At 56.4% G+C, this 23,705-nt stretch carries 25 protein-coding genes and 1 tRNA gene; 21 read left to right on the top strand and 5 right to left on the bottom strand.

Annotation, left to right across the window (positions count from 1 at the left end):
* Both EKM86_RS09400 and EKM86_RS09395 read left to right on the top strand, forming a co-directional pair.
* Positions 1-1,296 (top strand): DEAD/DEAH box helicase, encoded by a 1,296-nt coding sequence (locus EKM86_RS09400; protein ID WP_125757323.1) that lies wholly within the window; start codon positions 1-3, stop codon positions 1,294-1,296.
* Between the two features lie 81 nt (positions 1,297-1,377).
* A complete protein-coding gene (locus EKM86_RS09395) occupies positions 1,378-1,803 on the top strand; it encodes a DUF3284 domain-containing protein (protein WP_125757321.1) in 426 nt (141 codons plus the stop codon).
* Positions 1,804-1,889: 86 nt separating this feature from the next.
* On the opposite strand, the gene EKM86_RS09390 is transcribed toward EKM86_RS09395, so the two are convergent.
* Positions 1,890-1,963 (bottom strand) — tRNA-Arg (locus EKM86_RS09390).
* Between the two features lie 29 nt (positions 1,964-1,992).
* Here EKM86_RS09390 and EKM86_RS09385 point away from each other — a divergent pair.
* From EKM86_RS09385 to EKM86_RS09335, 11 genes are all read left to right on the top strand, one after another.
* Positions 1,993-2,769 (top strand): hypothetical protein, encoded by a 777-nt coding sequence (locus EKM86_RS09385; protein WP_125757319.1) that lies wholly within the window; start codon positions 1,993-1,995, stop codon positions 2,767-2,769.
* A 264-nt stretch (positions 2,770-3,033) separates the two neighbouring features.
* The gene (locus EKM86_RS09380; protein ID WP_125757317.1) at positions 3,034-3,300 is read left to right on the top strand and encodes a GlsB/YeaQ/YmgE family stress response membrane protein; all 267 of its coding nucleotides are present in this window, start codon (positions 3,034-3,036) and stop codon (positions 3,298-3,300) included.
* 26 nt (positions 3,301-3,326) lie between these two features.
* Positions 3,327-3,866 (top strand): alkaline shock response membrane anchor protein AmaP, encoded by a 540-nt coding sequence (gene amaP, locus EKM86_RS09375; protein ID WP_125757315.1) that lies wholly within the window; start codon positions 3,327-3,329, stop codon positions 3,864-3,866.
* A gap of 16 nt (positions 3,867-3,882) precedes the next feature.
* Complete coding sequence (locus EKM86_RS09370) at positions 3,883-4,083, top strand: hypothetical protein (protein ID WP_125757313.1); 201 nt, start codon at positions 3,883-3,885, stop codon at positions 4,081-4,083.
* A gap of 6 nt (positions 4,084-4,089) precedes the next feature.
* Positions 4,090-4,485 carry an Asp23/Gls24 family envelope stress response protein gene (locus EKM86_RS09365; protein WP_125757356.1) on the top strand — a complete coding sequence of 132 codons (396 nt, stop codon included), beginning with the start codon at positions 4,090-4,092 and terminating at the stop codon, positions 4,483-4,485.
* Between the two features lie 159 nt (positions 4,486-4,644).
* A complete protein-coding gene (locus EKM86_RS09360) occupies positions 4,645-5,079 on the top strand; it encodes an Asp23/Gls24 family envelope stress response protein (RefSeq protein ID WP_125757354.1) in 435 nt (144 codons plus the stop codon).
* A gap of 202 nt (positions 5,080-5,281) precedes the next feature.
* The gene (locus tag EKM86_RS09355; RefSeq protein ID WP_125757311.1) at positions 5,282-7,615 is read left to right on the top strand and encodes an ABC transporter ATP-binding protein/permease; all 2,334 of its coding nucleotides are present in this window, start codon (positions 5,282-5,284) and stop codon (positions 7,613-7,615) included.
* A gap of 188 nt (positions 7,616-7,803) precedes the next feature.
* Complete coding sequence (locus EKM86_RS09350) at positions 7,804-8,244, top strand: PTS sugar transporter subunit IIA (RefSeq protein WP_125757309.1); 441 nt, start codon at positions 7,804-7,806, stop codon at positions 8,242-8,244.
* Positions 8,245-8,292: 48 nt separating this feature from the next.
* Positions 8,293-9,228, top strand: coding sequence for a LacI family DNA-binding transcriptional regulator (locus EKM86_RS09345; protein ID WP_125757307.1), 936 nt, complete (start codon positions 8,293-8,295; stop codon positions 9,226-9,228).
* A 112-nt stretch (positions 9,229-9,340) separates the two neighbouring features.
* A complete protein-coding gene (locus EKM86_RS09340) occupies positions 9,341-9,607 on the top strand; it encodes an ACT domain-containing protein (protein ID WP_125757305.1) in 267 nt (88 codons plus the stop codon).
* A 15-nt stretch (positions 9,608-9,622) separates the two neighbouring features.
* Positions 9,623-10,966 (top strand): PFL family protein, encoded by a 1,344-nt coding sequence (locus EKM86_RS09335; protein WP_125757303.1) that lies wholly within the window; start codon positions 9,623-9,625, stop codon positions 10,964-10,966.
* A 55-nt stretch (positions 10,967-11,021) separates the two neighbouring features.
* Here EKM86_RS09335 and EKM86_RS09330 read toward each other — a convergent pair whose 3' ends face one another.
* Positions 11,022-12,254, bottom strand: coding sequence for an aminopeptidase (locus EKM86_RS09330; protein ID WP_125757301.1), 1,233 nt, complete (start codon positions 12,252-12,254; stop codon positions 11,022-11,024).
* Between the two features lie 346 nt (positions 12,255-12,600).
* Between EKM86_RS09330 and EKM86_RS09325 the strand changes: the two genes are divergently transcribed.
* The 5 genes from EKM86_RS09325 (at position 12,601) to EKM86_RS09305 (ending at position 17,291) form a co-directional block, all read left to right on the top strand.
* Positions 12,601-13,206, top strand: coding sequence for a TetR/AcrR family transcriptional regulator (locus EKM86_RS09325; protein ID WP_125757299.1), 606 nt, complete (start codon positions 12,601-12,603; stop codon positions 13,204-13,206).
* A gap of 101 nt (positions 13,207-13,307) precedes the next feature.
* Complete coding sequence (locus EKM86_RS09320; RefSeq protein WP_125757297.1) at positions 13,308-14,666, top strand: DUF2252 domain-containing protein; 1,359 nt, start codon at positions 13,308-13,310, stop codon at positions 14,664-14,666.
* A 112-nt stretch (positions 14,667-14,778) separates the two neighbouring features.
* Complete coding sequence (locus EKM86_RS09315; protein ID WP_125757295.1) at positions 14,779-15,150, top strand: hypothetical protein; 372 nt, start codon at positions 14,779-14,781, stop codon at positions 15,148-15,150.
* Between the two features lie 116 nt (positions 15,151-15,266).
* Positions 15,267-16,079 carry a hypothetical protein gene (locus EKM86_RS09310; protein ID WP_125757293.1) on the top strand — a complete coding sequence of 271 codons (813 nt, stop codon included), beginning with the start codon at positions 15,267-15,269 and terminating at the stop codon, positions 16,077-16,079.
* A 201-nt stretch (positions 16,080-16,280) separates the two neighbouring features.
* Positions 16,281-17,291: a YihY/virulence factor BrkB family protein gene (locus tag EKM86_RS09305; RefSeq protein ID WP_379909122.1), complete on the top strand. Its 1,011-nt coding sequence runs from the start codon at positions 16,281-16,283 to the stop codon at positions 17,289-17,291.
* Between the two features lie 69 nt (positions 17,292-17,360).
* On the opposite strand, the gene EKM86_RS09300 is transcribed toward EKM86_RS09305, so the two are convergent.
* Together EKM86_RS09300 and EKM86_RS09295 are read right to left on the bottom strand one after the other, a co-directional pair.
* Positions 17,361-17,834, bottom strand: coding sequence for a glutathione peroxidase (locus tag EKM86_RS09300; RefSeq protein ID WP_125757289.1), 474 nt, complete (start codon positions 17,832-17,834; stop codon positions 17,361-17,363).
* A gap of 103 nt (positions 17,835-17,937) precedes the next feature.
* Entirely contained in the window at positions 17,938-18,402 is a 465-nt protein-coding gene (locus EKM86_RS09295; protein WP_125757287.1) for a flavodoxin, read from the bottom strand.
* 189 nt (positions 18,403-18,591) lie between these two features.
* Here EKM86_RS09295 and EKM86_RS09290 point away from each other — a divergent pair, with 189 nt between their 5' ends.
* Entirely contained in the window at positions 18,592-19,035 is a 444-nt protein-coding gene (locus tag EKM86_RS09290; RefSeq protein ID WP_125757285.1) for a GtrA family protein, read from the top strand.
* Between the two features lie 118 nt (positions 19,036-19,153).
* Here EKM86_RS09290 and EKM86_RS09285 read toward each other — a convergent pair whose 3' ends face one another.
* Complete coding sequence (locus EKM86_RS09285) at positions 19,154-21,016, bottom strand: GW dipeptide domain-containing protein (protein ID WP_164506237.1); 1,863 nt, start codon at positions 21,014-21,016, stop codon at positions 19,154-19,156.
* A gap of 795 nt (positions 21,017-21,811) precedes the next feature.
* On the opposite strand from EKM86_RS09285, the gene EKM86_RS09280 reads away from it, so the two are divergent.
* A complete protein-coding gene (locus EKM86_RS09280) occupies positions 21,812-22,747 on the top strand; it encodes an NAD-dependent epimerase/dehydratase family protein (RefSeq protein ID WP_125757281.1) in 936 nt (311 codons plus the stop codon).
* A 19-nt stretch (positions 22,748-22,766) separates the two neighbouring features.
* Positions 22,767-23,561 (top strand): type I methionyl aminopeptidase, encoded by a 795-nt coding sequence (gene map / locus EKM86_RS09275; protein WP_125757279.1) that lies wholly within the window; start codon positions 22,767-22,769, stop codon positions 23,559-23,561.
* Positions 23,562-23,705 lie beyond the last annotated feature (144 nt).

The following is a 23,705-nucleotide window of genomic DNA, read 5'->3' as shown; positions in this document are numbered from 1 at the left end:
ATGCCAATAGCTTCGATGTTTCAACCCCTGTGGGACGCTTCCGGCTTCAAGGCCGAAACGCCAATTCAGGAACAAGTTTATCAGCCGCTTAAGGACGGGCGGTCGCTGGTTGGGCTGGCCCCGACCGGTTCAGGCAAAACGCTGGCCTTTGCGCTGCCGCTGCTCGAGCAGACCACGCCAGGCGCGGGGTTGCAGCTGCTGGTGGTCAGCCCGTCCCAAGAGCTGGCGATTCAGACCCGTGACGTGCTTCGGCCCTACACCCAGGCGGCCGGCCTGCACCTAGTCGGGGTGACCGGCTCGGCGAATGTGAAGCGCCAGCTCGAACAGCTCAAGGAGAAGCCCGAGGTGATCATTGCCACGGCTGGGCGGCTGCTGGAGCTCGTGGAATCGCGGCGCCTCAAGCTGGCCACGCTGAAGACCATCGTCATTGACGAGGCGGATGAAATGCTGCGCGAGCCGGGCCTCAGTCAGGTCCGCGAGCTGGCCCAGGCCGCGCCGGAAGACGTTCAGCTGACCTTTTTCAGCGCGACGGAAAGTCCGCTGTTCAAGGACCTGGCCAAAGAGTTCGGCCAGGAAGTGGAAATCTTTGACGTGCGCGATATCGACCACACCCAAGGCGCGGTCATGCATTATTTTGTGCAAACCGACAACGCGCATCGCGAGGTCTGGCTGCGGCACCTGGCGCACCTGGACAAGTTCCAGGCCTTGGTGTTCTTCAACCAAAACGCCGTGATGATGAAAGTTGCGCGCACACTCAGCCACCAAAGCGTCAAATTCGCGGTGCTGAACCGCACCGACCGCTCGACGACGCGCGCCAACGCCTTGAACGCGTTTCGCAAGGGCAAGGTGAGGTTGCTGCTGGTCACGGACTTGGCCGGGCGCGGGCTTGACATTCCGCACCTGCCCGCCGTGATCAATTACCAGACGCCAACCCGCGCGGAGGCCTACATTCACCGCGCCGGCCGGACTGGCCGCATGGGCGCCAAGGGGATGGTGGTGACGCTGGGCGACGACCACGACCTGCGCGATTTGCGCAAGTTGGTGCCGCAGTACGACATCGTGCGCGGCTACCTGAACGACGGCAAAATGTCCACGGAAGCGCCGAAGGAAGAAGCAGCGGCACCCAAACTTGCCAAGGCGCCGCGGACTGCAACGATGGTGGCACCGGCTCAGGCGGTAGCGCCAGTGGCTGCCACCCAGCCGGCTGAAGCGGTCAAGGCCGCACCGGTGAGGAAGAAACACCACAAGAATCGGCTGCGGGATCGCAAGAACAAGGGCAAGCGGCGAAAACCTTAGCCCCCTTGCGTCAGCGCTGCCATTAGCTGATAATAGTGGTATAGACAACGCGATGTGCGCGAATATTCGGAGGCCTTTTTAATGAAAGTAACCAGTACTGTTGATGCACCCGTGTCATTTTTCTATCAAAAACTGATCGATTCGGTGCTGTACGACATTAAGCACGAAACCGGGCAAGACTTGACGTTTGCCCAGCTGGCGGGTTTTGAATACAAGAAGTCGGTTGGCGCGCGCGGCACGATTCGGATCAAAATCTCGAAGCTGGTGCAAAATCAAACTTACGCCTTCGATACGATTGCCGGCGGTGATACTTATCACACGCGCTACGATCTGGCCGGCACAGAGGACGACAAGACCGATGTCGTCTATCACGAAAACGCCGAGTATGCCGATGACATCAAGAAAACCAACAACACGATCATGATGATCCTGATCGGCTGGAGCAAGAAGCGCCGCATGAAGAAAATGTGGGACTCGGTTGCCGCGTCGTATCAAGACGGTGAATAACAAAATGGGGCTCGCTCAGGCGGGTCTTTTTAATTACATCAAAAAAGACCAGAAATTAGATTTCTGGTCTCGCTTTAGTTCGGTGCTGCGCTCTATCGGAATCGAACCGATGATCTTCTGCTTAGGAGGCAGTTGCTCTATCCTGCTGAGCTAAGAGCGCGAATACGATAATTCTGCGCTAAAGCTGAATTGCTGTCAACTGGCCGGGGGGCACTGGATTCGGCCAAAGGCGCCTGGCCGGCGTGGTACAATGGCCAAAATAAACCGAAAGGGGGTCATCTGGTGATCTATCTGCAAACCGTCGGGGGCACACTGGTGATCCTGCTCGCCTTCGCCATCATTTTATCCTGGATCAACGCCCGAACTATTCAGCATATCGTCAATGTGACCGGCAAGTCGAACGCACAGTTGTGGCAGATGTTGCCGGGACTGTGGGTTCACGAAACGGCGCACGCGCTGGTGGGCCGCCTGTTTGGTCTTCAGATTCAAGAATTCTCGGTGCACCAAAGCGCAGATCGGCGCGCGGCCGGGCACGTGACGTTCAGTTTCAACAAACATTCCTTGTGGCAGCGCCTGGGGTTGTTTTTTGCCGGCGGCGCGCCGGTGTGGACGTTCGGTGCGGTGGTTCTGGTCATCGGCAAGCGGGCGTTTTGGCCGGGGCAGCCGCTGGCTCTGGTCGGGCTGGGTACGATGATGCCGGCCTGGCCGTGGGTCGGCGCATGGCTGCTGCTCACGCTGCTCCTGAGTTTCGGAGCCAGCCTGTCGAGCGCCGATCTGCGCACGATGATGCGCGGGCTGCCGGTGTTTGCGGTGCTGCTGCTGGCGGCAGCTGGACTGGTGAGGCTTGTGGCCCCCGCTGGCCTTTTGACCTGGGTGAGCCTGAATGTGCTGGCGGGCTGGGTCGCCGGTTTGCTGGTTCTGGTCGCACTGGGGATGAACGTGCTCAGTCACCTGGCGTGGCGCTGATCGCCTCAAATATAAGTGATAGTTGATTATTTTAATAATCATATTCATTGCGCAAGGCCGATATATTCAGTTACGCTTATATTAGGCAGGGGAGAGCCCTGCCACAAAGTATCCCCGAGGAGCCGGAAGAACCGCTTTTCCGGTGCTAATGCGACCGCGCTCGTCCTAGGCAACGCGGGCGGCCGCTCTCGATTGTTGACAGCGGATGGTGCAGTGCCAGAGTGGTGCGGCCATCTCGACAATCCACTGAAGGGAGTGGGAACTATGTTACATCTGATCTGGGTCCTCATTATTGGGGCAGTGATTGGTGCAATCGGTTCGATGATCGTCGGCCGCGATCTGCCAGGTGGGTGGATCGGGAATATCATCGGCGGGCTCGTTGGGGCCTGGGTGGGTGGCAGCCTGCTCGGCAACTGGGGGCCGAATGTCGCCGGGATGGCCGTGATTCCGGCAATCATCGGTGCAATCGTGGTCGTGCTCATCGTTTCGCTGCTGATCGGCACCCTCGGCAAGAAGCGTGACCGCGCCTGACCGCGGCGGCTGAAGGAGGGAAGACGATGCGACCACTGACCAAAGCAGGCCTCGGCCTGGTGGCCATCATCGGGCTCGTCCAGGCGCTAGCCGTCATGGCGTTGACCTGGCCGCTCGCCGGGGTTCGCACCTGGCTTTTGCTGTACTGGCAGCCGGCGCACTGGGTCCTGTTCGGCCTGGCTGCGTTTGTCGGCCTCGCGTTCTTGATCATGCTGCTGGTTGCCGTGCTGAGGCCGTCAACGACGACTAAGCTGGTGCTGGCCAATGACCGCGGCGACTTGTCTGTGTCCAAGCAGGCGGTCGAAAATGCGGTGGCGAAGGCTGTCGCCGCCGCACATCCGGTCAAGGGCGTCACTGTCGATGCCACAATGCACAAGACGCAGGTCAAGCAGGCGACCATTGATGCGTACAGCCTTGAGCCCACCAACTTGAAGACGCAAGTTGAAGGCATTGAGGCGACCGCGCAAGGCAAGCTTGAGCGGCTGCTTGGCGTTCCGGTGAAGAAGATCAAGGTCAACCTTCACCCTGGCACGAAGGCCCCGGGCAATGCCGCCCGGGTGCTGTAGTGAGAAAGGAGACGCCATGCCAAAATACCTGACAGGCGCGCTGATTGGCGGCGGCATTGCCCTCGCCTGGCTGCGCTTCGGTTTTCTGGGAATGTTGTTTGTCGCGCTGATGGCGACCGGCGGATGGGCCGTTGAAAAGTACCTTTGGCCGCGCCGCGCGAACCTGATGGCCTTTTTCCAAAATGGGGCGGTCAACCGCCGGCGGGAGGTGAGGTGATTGCCAATGCAAACTGCGCCCGCGCCTGCCAGCGCCACGGCGGCGACCAGCTCCAAACTGACCTTTGAACCTTACGTCCTGGAGAAGATTGCCGGCATCTGCGCGCAGCAGATCCCGGGAATTCTCGCCATGGACGGCAATGTCGTTGACAAAATGGCCGAAAGTCTGGGCCGCGATGAGAAAATTACCAAGGGCATTAAGGCCGAAGTGGGCGAGCACCAGGTCGCCGTTGACATGACGGCGTTGCTCGAGTTCGACGCTGACGCCAAGGCCGTGCACGAGGCGCTGATCACGGCGGTGCAAGCCGCGGCGCTGCGCATGACCGGCCTGCAGCTGGTCGAGCTCAACTTGCACGTCGCGGATGTTTTGACCAGAAGTGAGTGGCAGAAGCACCAGACTTGACGCCTTACCCGACCACTGTTGACAGGCCGATTGATTCGGCCGCTGCCAAAGGAGGCCAAGATGACTAACGAAGACATGAAGAAGCACTTGAACCGCTTAGATAAAAGCACGACGGATCTGTACGGCGATCAGGGTCTGCAGGACGCCAAGAAGCCGGAAATGGCAGATGAAGACCGCGACTTAGAACTAAAGAAGGAGTTGCGGTTTGACGATGCGGTCATCCAAAAAATCGCCGGTATCACCGCGGGCGACGTGGACGGTTTGCTGCGCCTGGAAGGCGGCATGTTCCATGACATGACCGACTTTTTGCGCAAGGATGCCGACCCGAAAGCTGGCGTTGCCGTGAACGTGGATGACAACCAGAAGGTCAAGGTGGAACTGGACGCGACGATGCGCTACGGCGAAGACGCGCCCAAGGTGTTTGACCAGGCCACCGACGAAATTGTCAAGAACGTGAAGCAAATGACTGGCATGAATGTGACTGAAGTGAAAATGACGGTCAAGGATATGCTGACGGACGATGAAATCGCGGCCGAAAAGGCCAAAGCAAGCAAGGACGACAAGGATTTAGACCGCGATATGCAGCCGGCCTAAGCCGCGTTTGTCAACCCCCGAGCCGCGCAGCCCCCTGCGCGGCTTTTTCAATTTTTAAAAAGAATCGGGCTTGCGACGGACGCCAAAGATGTGACGAACCGTCATAATAATCTGAAGGTAATCGACGCTGCGGCGAAAAAAGGTGACGCACCCCTTGCCAAACGCGTATGCTTAGAACCATCAAGGGCTAGGAGGCAAAATTGTGCTCGAACTCAAACACATTAAAAAGTACTACCACGTTGGTGACACCCTGACCAAGGCGCAAGATGACGTGTCCGTCGCGTTTCGCAAGCAGGAATTCGTTGCCATTCTTGGCCCCAGCGGCTCGGGGAAGACCACGATGCTCAACATCATCGGCGGCCTCGACCGTTACGACTCCGGCGACCTGCTGATCAAGGGCCGCTCGACCAAGGATTTCAAGGACTCAGACTGGGACGCTTACCGGAATAACTCGGTCGGCTTTATTTTTCAGTCCTACAACCTGATCACCCACCTGTCGATCATGGAAAACGTCGAAATGGGGATGACCCTGTCCGGCGTGCCGGCGGCGGAGAAGAAGAAGCGGGCCGAAGACGCCCTGATCCGGGTCGGTCTCAAGAACCACATGCACAAGCAGCCCAGTCAGCTGTCTGGGGGTCAGATGCAGCGCGTGGCGATCGCCCGCGCCATCGCTAACGACCCGGAGATTCTGCTGGCCGATGAGCCAACGGGGGCACTGGACTCGGAGACCTCTGAGGAGATTATGCAGCTCATCCAGGACCTATCGCGCGAGCGCCTGGTCATCATGGTCACGCATAATCCGGATCTGGCCAAGAAGTACGCCGACCGCGTGATCAACTTCGCCGACGGGAAAATCATGCATGATTCGCACCCGCACGTCGAGGCGGCAAAGGCGGAGGCGTTTCAGCTCAAGCGCACCAAGATGAGCTACCTGACCGCGCTCAAGCTGTCCTGGACCAACATTCGCACCAAAAAGGGCCGGACGTTCCTGACGGTTTTTGCCTCCAGCATCGGGATCATCGGCATCGCGGTGGTGCTGGCCTTGTCCAACGGCTTCCAAAAGCAGATCGATAAGACGCAAAGCGAGGCGATGGCCTCCATGCCGGTGACGATTTCGCAAACCGGCACGGACACCAACTCGCTGATGACCGGCACGGACACCAAGACTTTTTCTAAGTCGAAGCAGGTGACGGCCGAAAAGAGTGCGGCGGACAAGGCCCAGCACACCAATAAGCTGAGTCAGTCCTACCTGGACTACCTGGACAAAATGCCGACGGCCGACGCGCGCAATATTGCCGTTTCTTACGGTACGGGCATGAACCTGATTCGCCAGGTGGACGGCAAGTATAAGGCTGTCAGCTTTTCCACGGCCAACCCCGACAGCAGCAGTGCGGATTACGGTTCGATGATGGCTGCGTCCACCGGCGTCGGCGGCGCGGTTTACCCAGTGCGCCGCACCAGCTCGGGCAAGACCTTCCTGCAGACCTATTACAAGGTCCTCGCCGGGCGCTACCCAACCAAGGCCACAGACATTGTGCTGGTGGTCGACAAGAAGAATAACGTCAACATCAACGCCTTGAAGAACCTCGGTCTCACGGTCAAGGAAGGGCAGAAGTTTAACTACAACGACCTGATCGGCACCACGGTCAAACTGGTCACTAACGACCACTACTACATGAAGCTGCCGACCGGGACCTACCTGCCTAACCAGGATTTGAGTAGTGCCGCAACGGCGCCGTCGACGAAGACCCTGACCATTCGCGGCATTGTTCGTGTGAAGTCCAAGAATTCCGATGGGCTGCTGTCATCAGGCATCGCTTACAGTTCGGCTTTGACCAAGCAGGTCCTGAATGACAACAAGGACTCGGCGATCGTTGCAGCTCAAAAGGCGAGCCAGGCCAACGTCATGACCGGCCAGCCGATGGACCAGGCGACGCGCGCGGGGATGCTGACGACTTTGGGCGGCACCAGCACGCCCATCTCCATCCAGATTTATCCGACCACCTTCAAGCTCAAGGACAAGGTGCTCAGCTACCTGGACCAGTGGAACAAGCACCACAAGCGAGCTGATAAGGTGATTTACACCGACCTGGCCGGCACCGTCTCAGACATGACCGGTGGCCTGATGGATGCGATCACGTATGTACTGGTCGCCTTCGCTGGGATCTCGCTGGTCACTTCCATGATCATGATCGCCATCTTGACCTACACCTCAGTCATTGAGCGCACCAAGGAAATCGGGGTGCTCAAGGCCCTGGGCGCGCGGAAGAAGGACATTACGCGCGTGTTTGACGCCGAGACCTTCATTCTGGGCATCGGCGCCGGCTTGTTCGGCATCGTGGTCGCTTGGGCGCTGACCTTCCCAATCAATGTGGTGTTGGAAAATGTCACCGGCTTGGCAGGCGTTGCCGTGCTCAATCCAGTCCACGCCATCGTGCTGGTCATCATTTCCACCGTCTTGACCCTGCTGGGCGGCCATGTGCCAGCCCGCATGGCGGCCAAGAAGGACGCGGCGATCGCGCTGCGCTCCGAGTAATCGGCTGGCCTCAACCAATGAACCGCCTGCAGTTGCAGGCGGTTTTTTGCTGGCTTGAAAAATTTTTTCAACTTTTTTCGTGAAAGCGTTTGACCTGAAACCCGTCCCACAATTTACAGTGACCTTGTTGATAGAAACAGCGATTCGATCCGCGGCGAAGCGCATGGCAATCATAGGAGGTCGTCATCATGTTTGACACATTATTTCGTAAAACTGCCTTAGTGAACCTGGAGTTGGCGGATCAGTCGGAGCTTGGCGCGCTGGCCGAGGCAGCCAAGCAGGCGGCCAAGGCCTTCAAGCTGGACGAGACTGCGCTGCACGCCAGCATGTTGGCCAGCGAGGCGCAAGGCGCGCAATTCGCCGGGGAGCAGGCCGTGATCGTGTACGCGTCAAGTGATACTTTAAAGGCGCCGCGGACGCTGCTGGTGACGCTGGCCAAGCCGGTGGCATGGGGCTCAGGTGAGGGTGCTCATGCGGTGTCCCAGCTGGTCATTTTGGCCATGCCAGGCGATCACAGCGATGAGGAAAAGCAGGCGGTGCTGACACGCATTCGCCGCAAGCTGGATGCCGGTGTGCCAAGCGCGGCTAAACAGGTCGAGCAATTCGCCCGCACACTGCTGGCTGAATAAGGCGCATCCCCGCAACGCTTCTGCTACACTAAGAGGCGGAGGATCATCATGACAAACATTCACGACATTGCGCGCATCAGCGGCTACTCGGTTTCGACCGTTTCCCGGGTGCTGAACCATCGAAAATATGTCTCAGACGCTGTCCGGGCTAAGGTCCAGGCGGTGATCGACGGGCTGGATTACGCGCCCAGCGAAGTTGCCCGCGACCTGAGCCGCGGCAAGACCATGAAAATCGGGGTCGTCTTGCCGATCTTCGTGCACCCGTACTACACGGCGCTCATGCAAAGCATCACGGAGGCCGCCTTTGCGCAAGGCTATCAGGTGACCCTGCTGCCGTCTAATTACCAGCCTAAGCTGGAAAAACAATTCCTGGAGCAGTTCCGCCGCCGCTCCTTTGACGGTCTGATTTTCACTTCGCACGAAAGCCCGCTGGCCGACTTGGCCAAGTACCAGGAGTTCGGCCCGGTGGTGGTGTGCGAAGACCCGGGGGCGGTTGACATCGCCGCGGCCTTCACCGACCGCAAGGACAGCTACCGCCAGGCGTTTGAATGGATTCGCGCCCGCGGCTATCAGCACGTCAGTCTGATGCTGCCGCGTGAGCCCAAGCTGTCTGCAACCTCGCGCACCATGGTCGAGGCCTACACCGCCGTGTTTGGCACGCCGCCGGATCCGACGCGCAACTGGGTGGGCTCGATGACCAACGAGGACGGCAAGGCCGCCGGGGCGTTTTTTGCCAAGCTGCAGCCGGACTTCGTGTTCTCAAACGGCGACGACATCGCCGCCGGGGTGCTGGAGTACTACGTGGAACACGGCCTGCAGCCACCGGCGATGATGGGTCAGGAGAACGAAACCGCCGGCCGCTTGATGGGCATTTCGACCATCGATCACCACCTTGACGCCGTCGGCCAGGCCGCGCTGGCTTTGGCGACTGGGGCCAAGCATGGCCGTGTCGAGATTACGTCGCAGTTTATTGCCAGAGGTTAAGCCAACAGTGGCCCGCTTGTTGCGGGCCACTTTTTGCAACCACTGAAAAACCCGCCAGGCGCGCTTTCGGTATGCTAAACTGAGAGCAACTTAACACTCAGGAGGCGGTTTCATGCAAGTCATCATCACGGTCATCGGGACGGATAAGGTGGGCATCATCGCGGCCGTCACAACCAAGCTGGCGGCCCTGGACGTCAATATTTTGGACGTGTCGCAGACCATCATGCGCGGGGCGTTCACCATGATGCTTCTGGCGCAGCTGCCGGCTGAGGCGGACTTCACGGCCGTTAAAACGCAGCTGCAGGACTTGGGCGCAGACATTGGTGTCGAGGTCAAAATCGCGCGGCAGGAGATTTTTGACGCGATGCACAAGCTGTAACCCAGGAGGCGCATGATGGAAAGCAATCAGATCAAAGAAACCATCGAAATGATCAGCGAGGAGAACCTCGACATTCGCACCATCACCATGGGCATCTCACTGCTGGACTGCATCACGGGCGACACCAGCACCACTGCTGCGCGGATCTACGATAAGATCACCGCCAAGGCCGCTAACCTCGTAGCGGTGGCGGACGCGATCGAAAATGAATTCGGGATCCCGATTGTCAATAAGCGCATCAGTGTCACCCCGGTGGCGCTGCTGGCCGGCAGCGACCCCAAGCCCAATTTTCCCGCCATTGCGCAGGCGATGGACCGCGCGGCCAAGGCGGTGCAAGTCGACCTGATCGGCGGCTACTCTGCGACCGTGCAGGCGGGCTGCACGCCGGCCGACGTCGCGTTGATCAACAGCTTACCCGAGGCGCTTGCCACCACCGAGCGCGTCTGCGCCTCGGTGAACGTCGGGGCGACTCGCAGTGGCCTCAACATGGACGCCGTGAAGCTGATGGGCCAGGTTGTCAAGGACGTATCGGCGATCGATCCGGTCAACGCGATGAAACTGGTGATTTTTGCCAACGCAGTGGAGGACAATCCGTTCATGGCGGGCGCGTTTTGGGGCGTGTCGGAAGGCGACATGGCCATCAACACCGGCGTTTCCGGGCCCGGGGTGGTCCAGCGCGCGCTGGCGGACCAGCCGCACGCGACGTTTGAGCAGGTCTGCGAGCAGATCAAGCAAACCGCCTTCAAGGTTTCGCGGATGGGCCAGTTTGTGGGCAAGGTCGCGGCCGAGCGGCTGGGGGTCCCGTTCAACATTGTCGACTTGTCGCTGGCCCCGACCCCGGCGCGCAATGATTCCGTGGCGCAGATTCTCGAGACGCTGGGCCTGAGTCATGTCGGCACGCCGGGCACCACCGCGGCGCTGGCGCTGCTCAACGACGCCGTCAAAAAAGGCGGCATCATGGCCGCGGAAAAAGTGGGCGGGCTCTCAGGGGCCTTCATTCCGGTGTCTGAAGACGCGAACATGATCGCCGCCGCGGCGGCCGGCCAGATCACCATTGAAAAGCTCGAGGCGATGACGGCGGTATGCTCGGTCGGTTTGGACATGATCGCGATACCGGGCAAGACGCCGGCCACCACCATCAGCGGCATGATTGCCGACGAGGCGGCCATCGGCATCGTCAACAATAAGACCACCGCGGTGCGCGTGATTCCGGTGCCGGGGAAGGACGTCGGTGAGACCATCGAATTCGGCGGGCTGTTCGGCCGCGCCCCAATCATGGCTGTCAATGACGGGGACGCCAGCGTGTTCGTCAACCGCGGCGGCCAGATTCCCGCCCCGATCCACAGCTTCAAAAACTAAAAAATCAGCAGTCCTCTTCGCAAAGGCTGCTGATTTTGTTTTGATTAGCGTTAAGTCAGGCCCAATCGCCATTGCGGAAAATTGGAACCACGGTGCCGTCCTTCTTGATACCATCGATGGCCATCTGCGCCGAGCCCATCATGAAATCGACATGGGTGTCGGCAACGTTCAGGCCGCGGGCGGTCAGCTCAGCCGGCGTCAGCTTGGTGCCGCCTTCAAGCGAGAACGGGTAGGCCATGCCCAGCGCCATGTGATCTGACGCGTTTTCGTCGTACAGCGTGCTGAAGAAAATCAGGCCTGACTGGCTGATCGGCGACGGGTCGGGCACCAGCGAGATCTCGCCCAACGAGCGCGCGCCCGGAATGGCCAGCAGGTGCTGCAGGACCGCATCGCCTTGGCCGGCATGGGCCGATACGACCTGGCCATTTTTGAAGGTGAAGTGCATGTCCTGCAAAATGCTGCCGGAATAAGACAACGGCTTGGTGGACGCCACTGTGCCGTCAATGCGGCGGTTGTCCGGGGCAGTGAAGACTTCTTCGGTCGGCATGTTCGCGGTGAAGACTTCGCCCTTGGCGTTTTCCCCGCTGCCGCCATTCCAGATATGGCCGGTCGGCAGGCCGACGGTGAGGTCCGTGCCCGGCGCCTGGTAGTGCAAGGCGTCGAACTGCTCGGCGTTCAGCCAGTCGGCTTTCTCGCGCAGCCGGGCCTCATGCTTGGCCCACGCAGCTTCCGGGTCTGTTTCGTAGATACGGACCGTTTTGAAAATGGCATCCCACAGCTTGTCGGTCGCCGTTTCCGGGTCCTCGTCGGGGAAGACCTTGGCCGCCCACTTCGGCGACGCGGCGCCGATGATGGTCCAGGCAATTTGGTTGCCGGAAATTGCCGCACTCAGGGCCGCGTAGCTTTTCTGGAAGCCGCTTTGGTAGGCGGCCACGCGTGCCGGATCCACGCCGGCCAGGTTGTCCGGGTCGCTGGAGGTCACAGTGATCCGCTTGGCCGCGTGGTTCAGCCAGTAGTCGAACATGACCTTGGTCTGCGGGGCTTGCTGCTTCAGCCGGTCGTCGGCGAGGTGCAGCATGTCTTGACGCTTTTGAAAATCGTCCTGCCACCAGACCTGTACCTCAGCGGCGCCGCGCGCGTAGGCTGTTTCAATGATGCGGTGGGCCAGCGGCCGCTGGTCCGTCGCCACCTGCAAGTAGACCGTGTCGCCGGGTTTCACTCCCACGCCGGTATCCACCGCAAGTGCCGCGTATTTATCGAGCAGTTGATCAAAATTCGGTAGTGTCATGCCGTTATCCTCCTTTGGTTTGCTCTTATTTTAGCCGCTTGCAGATGCAGGCTCAATCGGTTTCTGATTTCTTATCTTCAAACGGGTCGGTATTGATGATTATACAACACCCATCACTTTGCCATAATGGTCCCAGATAACGCCCGAATAACAATTGTTCACCCAGGCAACGGTAACGCTAGAGGCGGCGGCACTCAAGGGATACAGGCGACCTGCTTTATTAGAAAAATTGTTAGATAATCATTGTCTTTATACCCTAATCTGTTAAAATAACCAGGTAAGTGTAAGCGTTTTGTGTAGGGGGTTTATGGTTTAACAGAGCTTTCAGGATTTAGGGGGAACTTTAATGGCACGGAAAAAAACAATCACGCACGACCAGATTTTGAACGCGGCGTATGCGCTGGTGGTCGAAGAGGGCTTTAAGCACTTCACTGCGCGCAACATCGCCAAGCGCATGGGTTGCTCGACGCAGCCGATTTACTTGGAATTTACCAACATGGCGGACCTCAAGCAGGCGGTCCTGGACGAGATCAAAGAGACCTTGCAGACCAAAATGAGCCGCCGCTTCACCACCGATCCCATCGTCGACCTCGGGCTGGCGTACATCAATTTTGCGCTGGACAACCCGGCGCTGTACCGGGCGGTCTTCATCGAGGACCACTTCGGCGTCGAGGACATGCGGGAATTCGCGTTTACGACCGCCATCGAACGGCTGGACCAGTACGCGCCGGCTGAGCAGATCAGCGAGGAGCAGCGCCGCAACACGATTTCCGGCTTATGGATCGTGGCAACTGGAATCGCGAACTTAATGGCGCCGGACTTCATCGAAATCTCGCGCGAGCAGATGATCGAGATCTTGCAGGCCGTGATTCATGACTTCATCATCAACAAGCGCTTTGCTAAGGATTCGGTGAAAATGGACCTGCGCGAGGCGCTGAAAAAAGCTGAATAGATATCGTTGACCTGAAAGAAAGTCGTGCTGGCTTTCTTTTTTTATGCGGTTGCACAAGTGGATTGCTTGCGCTAAGTTGAAAGCGGAAAGTGGGTGCTTGCATGCGTGCAGAAATGATCGAGGAACTTAAGAAGCTTCAGCGGCAGACTAATATCACGAACATCACGGCCTTGCACGATCTGGGTAAGGCGCAGCGGGAGACCGTGCCGCTGGCTGCGCTGGGTAAGCGGCCAATCATCAAGCGCGACCCGGTCGCCTTCATTGACGCCATCGAGGCCAACTTGATTCAGGAACTGCTGCCGCAGCGCCACCAGAAGATGGGGGCCAATCCGGCGGCCTTTTTCCGCGGGACGGCGGAGCTGATGGCCTATGACCTCAGCCACGAGCCGCAGTCGCACTTGCGCGTTTTGACCGACGGGGATGCCCACCTGCAAAACTTCGGCTTCTACGCGTCGCCTGAGCGCAACATGCTGTTTGACCTCAACGACTTCGATGAGGCGGCGCCCAACTCGTTTGAATTCGACGTCAAGCGCCTGACGACTTCGATCTACCTGTTTGCCGGCCAGGAGCACTTCGGCGAGACTGACGTCGACCAGCTGGTCAAGGAGGTCGCGCGCACTTACCGCAAGACCCTGAAGAAGGCGTTCAAAACCGGTGCGCTCGAACGCTTTTATGCCAGCACGGCGGTGGCCAACCTGGTGGCCGAGCTGCCCGACGAGGAGGACGCGCAGTTCGTGCGTGACGTGGTCAAAAAGGCGGCCAATCGCGACAACGAATCCGTCGTCAAAAAATTCACCGAGCTGCACGGCACCCACCTGCGGTTCAAGGATGATCCGCCGCGCACGGTCCACCTGGAACAAGGTCAGGAAATCGGGATGATGCACGGCTTCTTGCAGTACCAGCAGACAACGCGCGCAGACGTCGCGCTGTTGCTCGGCCAGTACCACATCACCGACATCATTCGCCATTCCGTCGGCATCGGCAGCTTCGGCACCAGCAGCTACCTCATGCTTTTAACCGGGCTGGGCGGCTCGCACCTGGTCCTGCAGGTCAAAGAGGCGCTGCCAAGACGCCGTGATCTGCTGCCATCGCGGCTGGAGGTCACGCTGAATCAGGAAGTCAGCGAAGGTCAACGCATTATTTCGTCCACGCAGATTCTTCAAAAAGCGTCGGACCCGTTTCTGGGCTGGTTCAACGCCTTCGGCAAAAGCTTTTACGTGCGTCAGTTCCGCGACATGAAGGGGTCGATCGACGTCGCAGCGCTGTCATGGACGCAGTACCAGGCATACTGCCGCCTGTGCGGGTACCTGCTGGCAATGGCGCACGCCCAAAGTCCGATGGCCGCAGTCGCTGCCGGGTATATGAACAAGGATTTTGACGCGGCGATCCAGCACTGGGCGAAGGACTACCTGCATCAGGTCACAGCCGATTACGCGGCCTTTATTGAAAAATACGACTGATTGTGCTGAACGGCGCCGAGAACTTTTCGGCGCCTTTTGCGTGAGTCGAATTCGTTGACTCGCCGGCGGTTCCTTTCTACGCTTAACCCACCAGGAAAGGTGGGAAAAAGTCATGGCGCAAACGCTGAGCGAGCTGGTCCTAGACATGGCGGCCGAAAAGCCCGTGATCACATTGACGGCGCCCGAACTGATCGCGCTGCTGTTTAGTTTTTCCGATGCGTGGCAGCCGCTTGCCGGCGGTACGCTCGAGGGACCAAGAGACCCGCTGACGCAAGAAGTTTTTACCGCGCAGGTTGGCCAGCTGCTGCGGCGAGCAAGCTTGGGGCTCGCCCTGCACATGCAGCCGCGCCACTTCATCTACGCCGCTTATTTTGACGTGCCGGTACAAGCCGTGCAGCAGTTTTTCCTGCACACGGCCCAGTACGAGTTCATTTTGGCTAGGCCTGACTTGTTGCGGCTGACCCTCATCGGCTATCTCAGTTGAAATGTCGCGTCTGCGCGATTCTAACGATTATGTCATGCGGCTTCATAAATGAACCACTAGGTGGCCACTTCGGGTATAATAACACCGTAAGCAGGTTACCTTGGAGGCGATTAGTTATGAAGAAAACTATTTTACTGATTCCTTTGACGCTGCTGGTCCTGGGGACTGCGGCGTGCGGGAATTCATCCAGCGCCAATGATTCTTCCAGCAGCAAAGCCAGCTCCAGTAAGGTCGAGAAAAAAGCCACAAAGAAGAATAGTAAGACGAAAGCGGCACCGGCCGCCAAGCAGACGGCTTCCAGCGCCTCAAGTAGTGCCACCCCTGACCGCTACACCACCATGAAGCAGGCCGTGCAGGCTAAGCTGCCAGGGGCCAAGTTTCCGAGCAACTACACGGCGGCTGCGGGCAAGAACCTGAACGTTCAGGCGATCGGTAACAGCGCCAACTACGGCCTGTACCTGAGTGAAGGCAGTTCCCTGCCGTTCAACGACCCGAGGCTGGACGGCCTGATTGCACCAGTTGCGATCAAAAAGGTGACATACGCGACGCCGGCTGCCGCTGAGGCACAAATCAACTATCGACCGGTCGAGCAGGGTTTGCCCACTGTCAGCGTCGGCGACAACCTGACCGCGACGGAAGAAGGTGCGGCGGGCTCGACCTACCTGACCTGGGCTGAGGGCCACTGGTCCGTGTCGCTGCAGTCAGCGACCATCAACGGGGAACAACCGCTGCCGCTGGCTAACCAGGTCACCAGTCTGCTGAGCAAGGAAATGCTGCCGGTTCCGGCTGGCCATGGCGCTATCAGTCTGACCACCACCAGCACCAACACGCGGCAAAACAGCGTGACCTGGCGCGAGGGCAACGCGCTGTACACCGTGTCCAGCACCGATCCCATCAAAGCGCTGCAGACGGCGATCGATTTGAAATAAACAATGTCATACCGACGCTGGCCTGAGTTTGTTGCCGGTGTTGCCTAAGCCTGGTGTGCCGATTTGGCTGCCGGGCTTTTTCATTGGGCTTGGGCCGCCAGGTTTCTGCCTATCGCACTGGCCACTTTGGTATAATTAACAAGAGGTATAAAGAAGCGGTTATGAAAGGAGGGAAAAGTGATGAGCAGCGGCCCCAAGGCGGTGATCAACCGCGGCAAGCGGCGCAAAACCAGACTCACCGAGGCACAGAAACAGGCCGTGCACGCCGGGCAGGTCCCGCTCGCCAGCATTCGTGTTTCGCGCGGCATCAAGCTGCGCGAAGCCATTAAGCTGATGGTCGACCGCGTGATGGACGCGCAAATTGGCGTGATGTCGGCGGCCTTGGCGTATTACACGCTGCTGTCACTGTTCCCGATCTTCATCGTGGTGGGGAACCTGCTGCCGTTTTTTGGCTTCAGCTATTTTCAGATTCAGGGCTATTTGACCCAGGTGATCCCCACCGACGTGATGAATTTTATTAATCCTGTCATCAAAAACCTGATTGCGACGTCTTCAGGCTCCGTGCTGTCGGCCGCGGGGCTGGTGACTCTGTGGACCGCGGGCCTGGCCATCAACGGCCTGAAAACCGGGTTTAACCGCGCCTACGACGTCAAGCCGCGGCAGAACTACCTGGTGCAGCGGCTACTGTCTATGCTGATGCTGTTTATGCTGGTGCTGATGCTCGGCGGCGTCATGGTCGCGTACACCTTTGGCCGCCAGTTTCTCGAGTGGCTGGTACCGGCGCTGCACCTGTCGACGGCGTGGCTGGAGACCTTTAACACCTGGCGCTGGCCGGTGACCTTGACGGCGCTGTTTGTGATCATTTTCGTCATCGACTTCTTCCTCCCCAACGCGAGGATCAAATTCTGGACCATTTTGCCTGGTGGCACGCTGACCGTGGTCGGCTGGCTGGCGCTTGGGCAGGGGTTCTCCTGGTACATGCGGCACTTTGGCACCCGCATCTCGACTTACGGCACGTTGTCGACGGTGATTGTGCTGCTGCTGTGGCTGGATGTCATGGCCATGATGTGGCTGATCGGCGTGGTGGTGAACGCCATCATCGCCGAGTATTACGGCGGCCACCCCAAAAGTAGTCGGGGGAAGGTCCACGATTTCGTCCGGAAAAACCGCGACGAAATCGTGGCGCGGCGGACTGACAGTCTGTTCAAGTAAGCGGCGGCCACATAAAAAACGTCAATCTCAGCGCGCACATGGGCGCTGCATGAGATTGACGTTTTTGCGTTACAGCAGTTTTTCGATGGCCGGAACCATGGCTTCCGGCTTCGTCTTCGGGGCGAAGCGTTCAACCACATTGCCGTCGCGGTCGACCAAAAACTTGGTAAAGTTCCATTTGATCTTTTTCGAACCCAGGGCGCCTGGCGCTTGTTCGGTCAAGTAGCCGAACAGCGGCTGGGCGTCTTCGCCGTTGACCGGCCCGACTTCATGCATCGGGAAGGTCACGCCATAAGTGGTGCGGCAGGCCTGCGCGGCTGCCTTGCCGTTGCCAATTTCCTGGTGGAACTGATCAGACGGGAAGCCGAGGACCACCAGACCTTGGGCCTGGTACTGCTTGTAAATTTCTTCGAGCTGGCCGAATTGTGGGGCAAAGCCGCACTTGGTGGCGGTGTTGACGATGACCATCGGCTGGCCCCGATACTTGCTCAATGGATACTTGGTACCGTCCTCCAAGGTCACAGTGTAATCATAGATACTCATTAACGGCGCCTCCTTTACTGCGATCATTGTACTGCAAAAAATAGATAGAGCACAAGTTAGTTAGACCCAAGTAAAGTTAAATGTCACAGTTTGCGCAGGTTGTTCAGGCGTTCAATTCTTGCGCTTTTTCGACTAATTGTTTGGTGAACTTTTCTAACGTTTTGATGTCATCATCCTCCGGGGCCAGGTCGATTTTTACGTTCTCTGCCCCCTTGGTGGCCCCAGCCTGGGCAAAGGCCTTGTCGAAATCGTCGACAGCGGTCGCAAAGTCGTCGTAGAAGTGGTCGCCGCTGCCACAGCAGCCATAAACTTTGCCTTTGAGGTCGGTTGCTTTGAGGTCATCATAAAAGTCTAATGATTCGTCAGGCAGGATCCCGACATCCCCGTCAGAGTAGGTGTAGGTGGCGGTGACGCAGATGTCTGCATCTTTGAAGTCTTCGGCCATGGCCTGGCTGACTTCAGTGGTATCGACAGTGTAACCGTATTTTTCAAGCTCTTCCCCGACGATGTCCGCGATTTCTTCATTGTTACCAGTTAGGCTGGCGTAGACGATTTTTGCAGTTGGCATGTTGTTTGTCCCTTCAGTAGATGGTTCATTTTTTCAACGCTTCCCATTCTAGCAGAGAAGGGCGATTTAGCAAAAGCGTCTGATTCCCTGTTTGAAAGTCTAATTTTGAGCGACACCGGGGAATCCGCCAGTGGTCCGATGGCTGGCTTTGTGTCATGATGGGACTATTGAATTTAGGAGGGCAGCGGCATGCGTCTTTATCGCAAATTTCGTCAATATCTTGAAGCTAAACATCTTTGGGACGTCTTTACCTATTTGTTTTTTGGCGGTCTCGCCACTGTTGTTAACATTGTTTCATTCGCTGTTGCCTACCGAAATATGGGCTTGTCTTGGCCAATTTCCAACACGATTTCCTGGGTTCTGTCAGTACTTTTTGCCTTTGTCACCAACAAACTCTGGGTTTTTCATACCCAAACGACCAATCGTCTGGGGTTACTCTGGGAATTTGTGAAATTCCTTGTTGCCCGGATTTTCTCATACGGACTCGACATGTTCACAATGTGGCTGATCATTGATGTAATGAGCGGGAATGACCTAATCGCTAAGCTGATCACCCAAGTGTTGGTGGTCGTGGTCAATTATGTGTTCAGTAAGCTGTTCATTTTTACCTCACCGAGGCGTGATCGGCAGTGACGTTTTACCAACTGAGACAGATTATTCGACCTAATTTTAAAGTTCAACCACAAACGCGCATGACACTCGGAAATGAGTGCCATGCGCGTTTGTAATTGATTCAAATGAAAAGGTGAGGTTAGTTGAGCTTCACGCCACGTGCGTCGATCCAATACAGACGGCCATCGCTCAGCTTGATTTGATAGAAGTGATTGCCCGCCGAGGCACTTCGGTCGGTTGTTGCTTCGGCCTTTACTTGCACAGTTTTTCCGTTAAAAGCAGGCGCATTATGATTCTCGTCGATGCTGAGGTAATCCGTGTTCCAAGGGGCTGAGTAAAGACCATCGGAACGACCAGCCTGGTTGATGCGGCCTTGAACGTTGAGAGCCTGAGTGCTCGTGACGTGGTTCACTGACACCAGCTTGACGCCATCGGCATCGATCCAGTGGATATCCCCATTGCGAAGACGCAGCTTATAAAACGTGTTGTGACCGCCAGCACGATTGGTGGTCTCCTTGGCGAGGATTTGGACACCTTGGCCGTTGAAGAGCTTTGCGTTGCTGTTAGGCGTCACGGTAGCGGCATTAGTATTATAAGGCGCCGAGTACAGCCCATCGGCCCGGCCGGCTTGTTCAATCCGTCCCACTTGATTCAACTGGGTGGAAGAAGTCACTTTGTCGTACGTGTCGGTTGTGATGCCCTTTTTATCGATCCATTCAACCTGACCATTGTTTAATGTTACTCGAACATAGGTGCCTGTCGGAGTCGTCGTTTCTTGAGAGACGGGCACAATCTGGCCGTTAAATAGCGGTGCATTGCTGTTCTCAAAGATGTTCGAAAGCTTCGTGTAGTAGGGACCATCTGGGTATAGTCCATCACTTCGCCCAGCCTGTGCAATCTTGGCTTTGTAGTTAACATTCTTGGTGTTTGATTCCTGATAGAATGAGTGAACTTTGATGGCACGTGAATCGGTCCAGTAAGTTTTCCCATTGACAAAGCGAATCTGATAAAAAGTATTTCCAGCTGATGCACTGCGGCTGGTGGTGGCTTCTTGTAAGATTTGCACAGTCTGGCCATTGAATAATCTGGCATTATGGTTTTCAATCGTGGTCATTGAATCTGTGTTATACGGCGCCGAATAGAAACCGTCCTGGCGAGTGCGTTGGTCGACCGTGCCGGGCAGATTGATGGCTCTTATACTGGTGACTTTGTCGTAGCCGTGAGGAGCAGGGGCCACTTGCGAGCCAGTAAAGAGGCCTTTGTAATCGATTGAAGCGTCGAGAGTTGAACTGTAGCCGGCGATCTTCGCCTGTGAAGAAAATTGCCATGCCCCATAAGTCGTGTTCAAGAGATTATTGGCACGCGGCTGATAAGGATACTGAGCAATCCATGTCCGCGCCTGGCCGACAGTACCAATTGCATCGTTGGACCAGGAGTAATATTTACCAGTGTATAACACGTGGTTTGTGTATCCCTTGCTGCTTAGTGTGCTCCAGAAGGTGTTGAGGGCTGAGCCAACATTGCCGGCAACATCAGTAGACTCAAGGTCAGCAACAACTGGGCTGCCTTTAGGAACACCCAGTTTGTTCAAGACTGCCGCAAAGTAATTTGCCTCAGCGGCTGCAGTCGTTGTACTTGAGAAATGGACATAATGGTAGGCTGCAATTTTCATACCAGCGTTTTGAGCTTGTTTTAGCTGGGTGCTAGCATACGGATTAGTGTAGGTCGTGCCTTCAGAGGTTTTGACGATGACAGCTTTCACGCCACTAGCTTTGAGTGTATTGTAGTTGGCTTGCGTCATCGTGTTTTGATAGGAGGAAACATCAACCGTATCCACACGCGGGAAGGCAGCCTGGCCAATCGTAAAGCTGTCGATCTGTGGTGTTGCGGCCAGCTGAACAATATTCTGACTGCGGCCGGTGGCAGAATAATCTGCCTCGGCTTCTTTTTTAGCAAAAGCAAGCCAAGCGGCAGCGCCGTTTTCTGGAATCGTCGTCGGCATCCGCAGGTAGTGAACTTTAGCGGTCGAACCAGATTCGTTGATATCTGCCTTAGTGAACGTGTTGTTACCCCCGTCGCCAAGTGTGCCCTGCTCGATTGACGCTTGACTGTGGTGGTTGCTGGCGGTGAAGTCGTATCCTGCCGCGTCGCCTGTGGTCGTCTTAACTGGCGTTGCTTGAACTGAAACCTGGTTATCAGCGTGCACTGGTTGAGCCAGCACCTGTGGCGCAAGGAATACCGCTGAAACGGCGACCGGAACGCTGATTAGCCACAGTTTGGTCAATGCTTTAGATGATTTCATAATTTTCTCCCCCGAAACAATTGTTGAGCCCCTTAGACTTCTTCGTTATGTAACAATCCTCTATCTGATAAGATACCACAGTTATGTTTCATCTTTGTAATGTTTATTCTGCAACGAAGAGACATCGTGCGCTTTGTTGTGAGTTAGTAAAATAATCCCGCTTTGATTATTCACAACCTTCTCAGTTTTGGAGTTGAAGTCTGAGATTTTTACGTGTGGTTTGACGCTTTCAATTGTCAATAATTCGCGATCGGACTCTTTTTGTGGGAAAATGAACTTCATCAAAATGAAAAGTGTTTGTAATAGAGCCAGAGCGTTAGCCGTAATCAATCATGTCACTTCAGTTCCACTAAAATGCTGCCCACTGCGAGACCACGCAGGTGGTTCCAAGCGTTGATCCAGCGACGGCTCGCAATGGCCATAATCGCTTGCCGCGTTAGTGTGTTAGAATTTACACCGGTAGGACTTGATTGTTCTATGGAGGAGGAAAGCTTAATGGCCAAATATCTGATCACGGGCGGAGCAGGTTTTATTGGTTCAAACCTGACCGAGCGACTGCTTAATGAAGATGATGCATCAATTACTATCGTGGATGATCTCTCAATGGGAGACACGGCCAATATTCCCGCCTCTGAACGGGTGACGTTTATTCAGCATTCCATCACCGATCATGAGTTCATGAGTCAGTTGGTGAGAGATAAGCAATTCGACTATTATGTCCTGCTGGCCGCGATTGCTAGCGTCGCCGATTCGGTTGAGCGTCCGTATGCGACGCATCAGGTCAATCAGGAAGCCAACTTAAATATCATTGAGACTCTCAGGAGTGAGAAGTTACCGTTTAAGAAGCTTTTCTTCTCCAGCAGTGCGGCTGTCTACGGTCAGTTGCCTGAGATGCCTAAGCGAGAGGATCAGGCGGTTCAGCCGCTAACACAGTACGCGGTCGACAAGTACGCGACTGAGCGCGCGATTATCAACTACGGTCGTCTTTATGACATGCCGATGGTTTGCGCCCGCTTCTTTAATGTCTATGGGCCCAAACAAAATCCAGCCTCGCCATACAGCGGCGTGCTTTCAATCATGTTGGATTGTCTGACCCGAGGCAAACCATTTTCATTCTTTGGGGATGGTTCGCAAACCCGTGACTTTGTCTTCGTTGGCGATGTCGTTAATGCGATCTATGGCTTGTTACACACAGCGGAAGCGCGCAATGATGTGTATAATATTGCTAACGGCCGGCAGACGAGTCTGATGTCTGTGGCCAAGCAGCTTGAGACATTGACGGGGAAAAAGTTACAGGCTAGTTTCAAGCCGGCACGGTCAGGTGATATCCACGATTCTTACGCGGACGCTTCGAAAATCAACGCATTAGGATTCATGACGCACACGCCGCTCGAGAAGGGGTTGGCTAAGTACGTCGCATCAGTCAAATAACTAAGGAGATGCAAGTTTTTTGATCACATTAAAGTCTGATCGTGAAATCGAAGGCATGGCTAAGTCTGGAGAAATTCTGGCAGGCATGCACCATGCGGTAAAGAAAATTATCAAACCTGGTGTATCAAGCTGGGAAATTGAGAAGGTGGGCCGCGAATACATTGAGTCCCACGGGGCTATTCCGGCTGAGCTGGGGTTTGAGGGCTACAAGTATGCAACCTGCGTGGCAATCAATGACGAAGTCGCACACTCAGTTCCTCGGAAGGGTCTTTATCTTAAGGAAGGCGACATCGTCACCGTCGACACGGTCGTCAACTGGCAGGGATATATGTCCGATTCCGCATGGACGTATGCCGTGGGTAAAATTTCGCCTGAGCGTCAAAAGTTGATGGATGTTACGAAAAAAGCGTTGTACCTTGGCATTGATCAGGCAGTCGTTGGTAATCGACTCGGTGATATTGGTTACGCAATTCAGCACTACACAGAGGATGAAATGGGTTACGGTGACGTGCGCGAGTTGATTGGCCACGGGATTCAGCCGACGATGCACGAAGCCCCTAACGTGCCTCACTACGGCGAACCTGGCCATGGTCTGCGTTTAAAGGCGGGGATGACCATCACGATTGAGCCCATGATTACGACCGGGACCTGGAAGATTAAGGCCAAGCAGGTGCCTAATGATGATTGGGAGTATTACGTGACTGCTGACGGCTCTGACTGTGCCCAATACGAACACACCTTAGTTATCACTGATGACGGCCCAAAGATTCTCACCAGTGAGGATCATGAAGCCGATGCTAAATACATGTTGTGATTAACTGGCCAAGCTGGCGCGAGTCAGTTTGGCTTTTTTGGTGCGCCCGGCATGGGCGCCAACTTGGTGGTGAAAGTCCACTGCGGGCCGTAGTAGTCGGAACCGCTAGCCAAGGGCAAGGGTGTCCATCGCGAGGTGGAATCT

Origin of the sequence: Lacticaseibacillus hegangensis (genome assembly GCF_003946465.1) — a bacterium.
GTDB classification, from domain to species: domain Bacteria; phylum Bacillota; class Bacilli; order Lactobacillales; family Lactobacillaceae; genus Lacticaseibacillus; species Lacticaseibacillus hegangensis.
This window is presented reverse-complemented; position numbering and strand designations above follow the sequence as displayed.

What these genes read in the sequence shown, in the direction of transcription:
- EKM86_RS09320 (WP_125757297.1), top strand. Translation starts at nt 13,308, where the DNA reads ATGCGTGCAGAAATGATCGAGGAACTTAAGAAGCTTCAGCGGCAGACT.
- EKM86_RS09330 (WP_125757301.1), bottom strand. Translation starts at nt 12,254, where the DNA reads ATGACACTACCGAATTTTGATCAACTGCTCGATAAATACGCGGCACTT.
- EKM86_RS09400 (WP_125757323.1), top strand. Translation starts at nt 1, where the DNA reads ATGCCAATAGCTTCGATGTTTCAACCCCTGTGGGACGCTTCCGGCTTC.
- EKM86_RS09310 (WP_125757293.1), top strand. Translation starts at nt 15,267, where the DNA reads ATGAAGAAAACTATTTTACTGATTCCTTTGACGCTGCTGGTCCTGGGG.
- amaP (WP_125757315.1), top strand. Translation starts at nt 3,327, where the DNA reads ATGCGACCACTGACCAAAGCAGGCCTCGGCCTGGTGGCCATCATCGGG.
- EKM86_RS09290 (WP_125757285.1), top strand. Translation starts at nt 18,592, where the DNA reads ATGCGTCTTTATCGCAAATTTCGTCAATATCTTGAAGCTAAACATCTT.
- EKM86_RS09380 (WP_125757317.1), top strand. Translation starts at nt 3,034, where the DNA reads ATGTTACATCTGATCTGGGTCCTCATTATTGGGGCAGTGATTGGTGCA.
- EKM86_RS09340 (WP_125757305.1), top strand. Translation starts at nt 9,341, where the DNA reads ATGCAAGTCATCATCACGGTCATCGGGACGGATAAGGTGGGCATCATC.
- EKM86_RS09315 (WP_125757295.1), top strand. Translation starts at nt 14,779, where the DNA reads ATGGCGCAAACGCTGAGCGAGCTGGTCCTAGACATGGCGGCCGAAAAG.
- EKM86_RS09365 (WP_125757356.1), top strand. Translation starts at nt 4,090, where the DNA reads ATGCAAACTGCGCCCGCGCCTGCCAGCGCCACGGCGGCGACCAGCTCC.
- EKM86_RS09285 (WP_164506237.1), bottom strand. Translation starts at nt 21,016, where the DNA reads ATGCCGACGACGATTCCAGAAAACGGCGCTGCCGCTTGGCTTGCTTTT.
- EKM86_RS09350 (WP_125757309.1), top strand. Translation starts at nt 7,804, where the DNA reads ATGTTTGACACATTATTTCGTAAAACTGCCTTAGTGAACCTGGAGTTG.
- EKM86_RS09295 (WP_125757287.1), bottom strand. Translation starts at nt 18,402, where the DNA reads ATGCCAACTGCAAAAATCGTCTACGCCAGCCTAACTGGTAACAATGAA.
- EKM86_RS09280 (WP_125757281.1), top strand. Translation starts at nt 21,812, where the DNA reads ATGGCCAAATATCTGATCACGGGCGGAGCAGGTTTTATTGGTTCAAAC.
- EKM86_RS09345 (WP_125757307.1), top strand. Translation starts at nt 8,293, where the DNA reads ATGACAAACATTCACGACATTGCGCGCATCAGCGGCTACTCGGTTTCG.
- EKM86_RS09360 (WP_125757354.1), top strand. Translation starts at nt 4,645, where the DNA reads ATGGCAGATGAAGACCGCGACTTAGAACTAAAGAAGGAGTTGCGGTTT.
- EKM86_RS09395 (WP_125757321.1), top strand. Translation starts at nt 1,378, where the DNA reads ATGAAAGTAACCAGTACTGTTGATGCACCCGTGTCATTTTTCTATCAA.
- EKM86_RS09370 (WP_125757313.1), top strand. Translation starts at nt 3,883, where the DNA reads ATGCCAAAATACCTGACAGGCGCGCTGATTGGCGGCGGCATTGCCCTC.
- EKM86_RS09325 (WP_125757299.1), top strand. Translation starts at nt 12,601, where the DNA reads ATGGCACGGAAAAAAACAATCACGCACGACCAGATTTTGAACGCGGCG.
- EKM86_RS09300 (WP_125757289.1), bottom strand. Translation starts at nt 17,834, where the DNA reads ATGAGTATCTATGATTACACTGTGACCTTGGAGGACGGTACCAAGTAT.
- EKM86_RS09335 (WP_125757303.1), top strand. Translation starts at nt 9,623, where the DNA reads ATGGAAAGCAATCAGATCAAAGAAACCATCGAAATGATCAGCGAGGAG.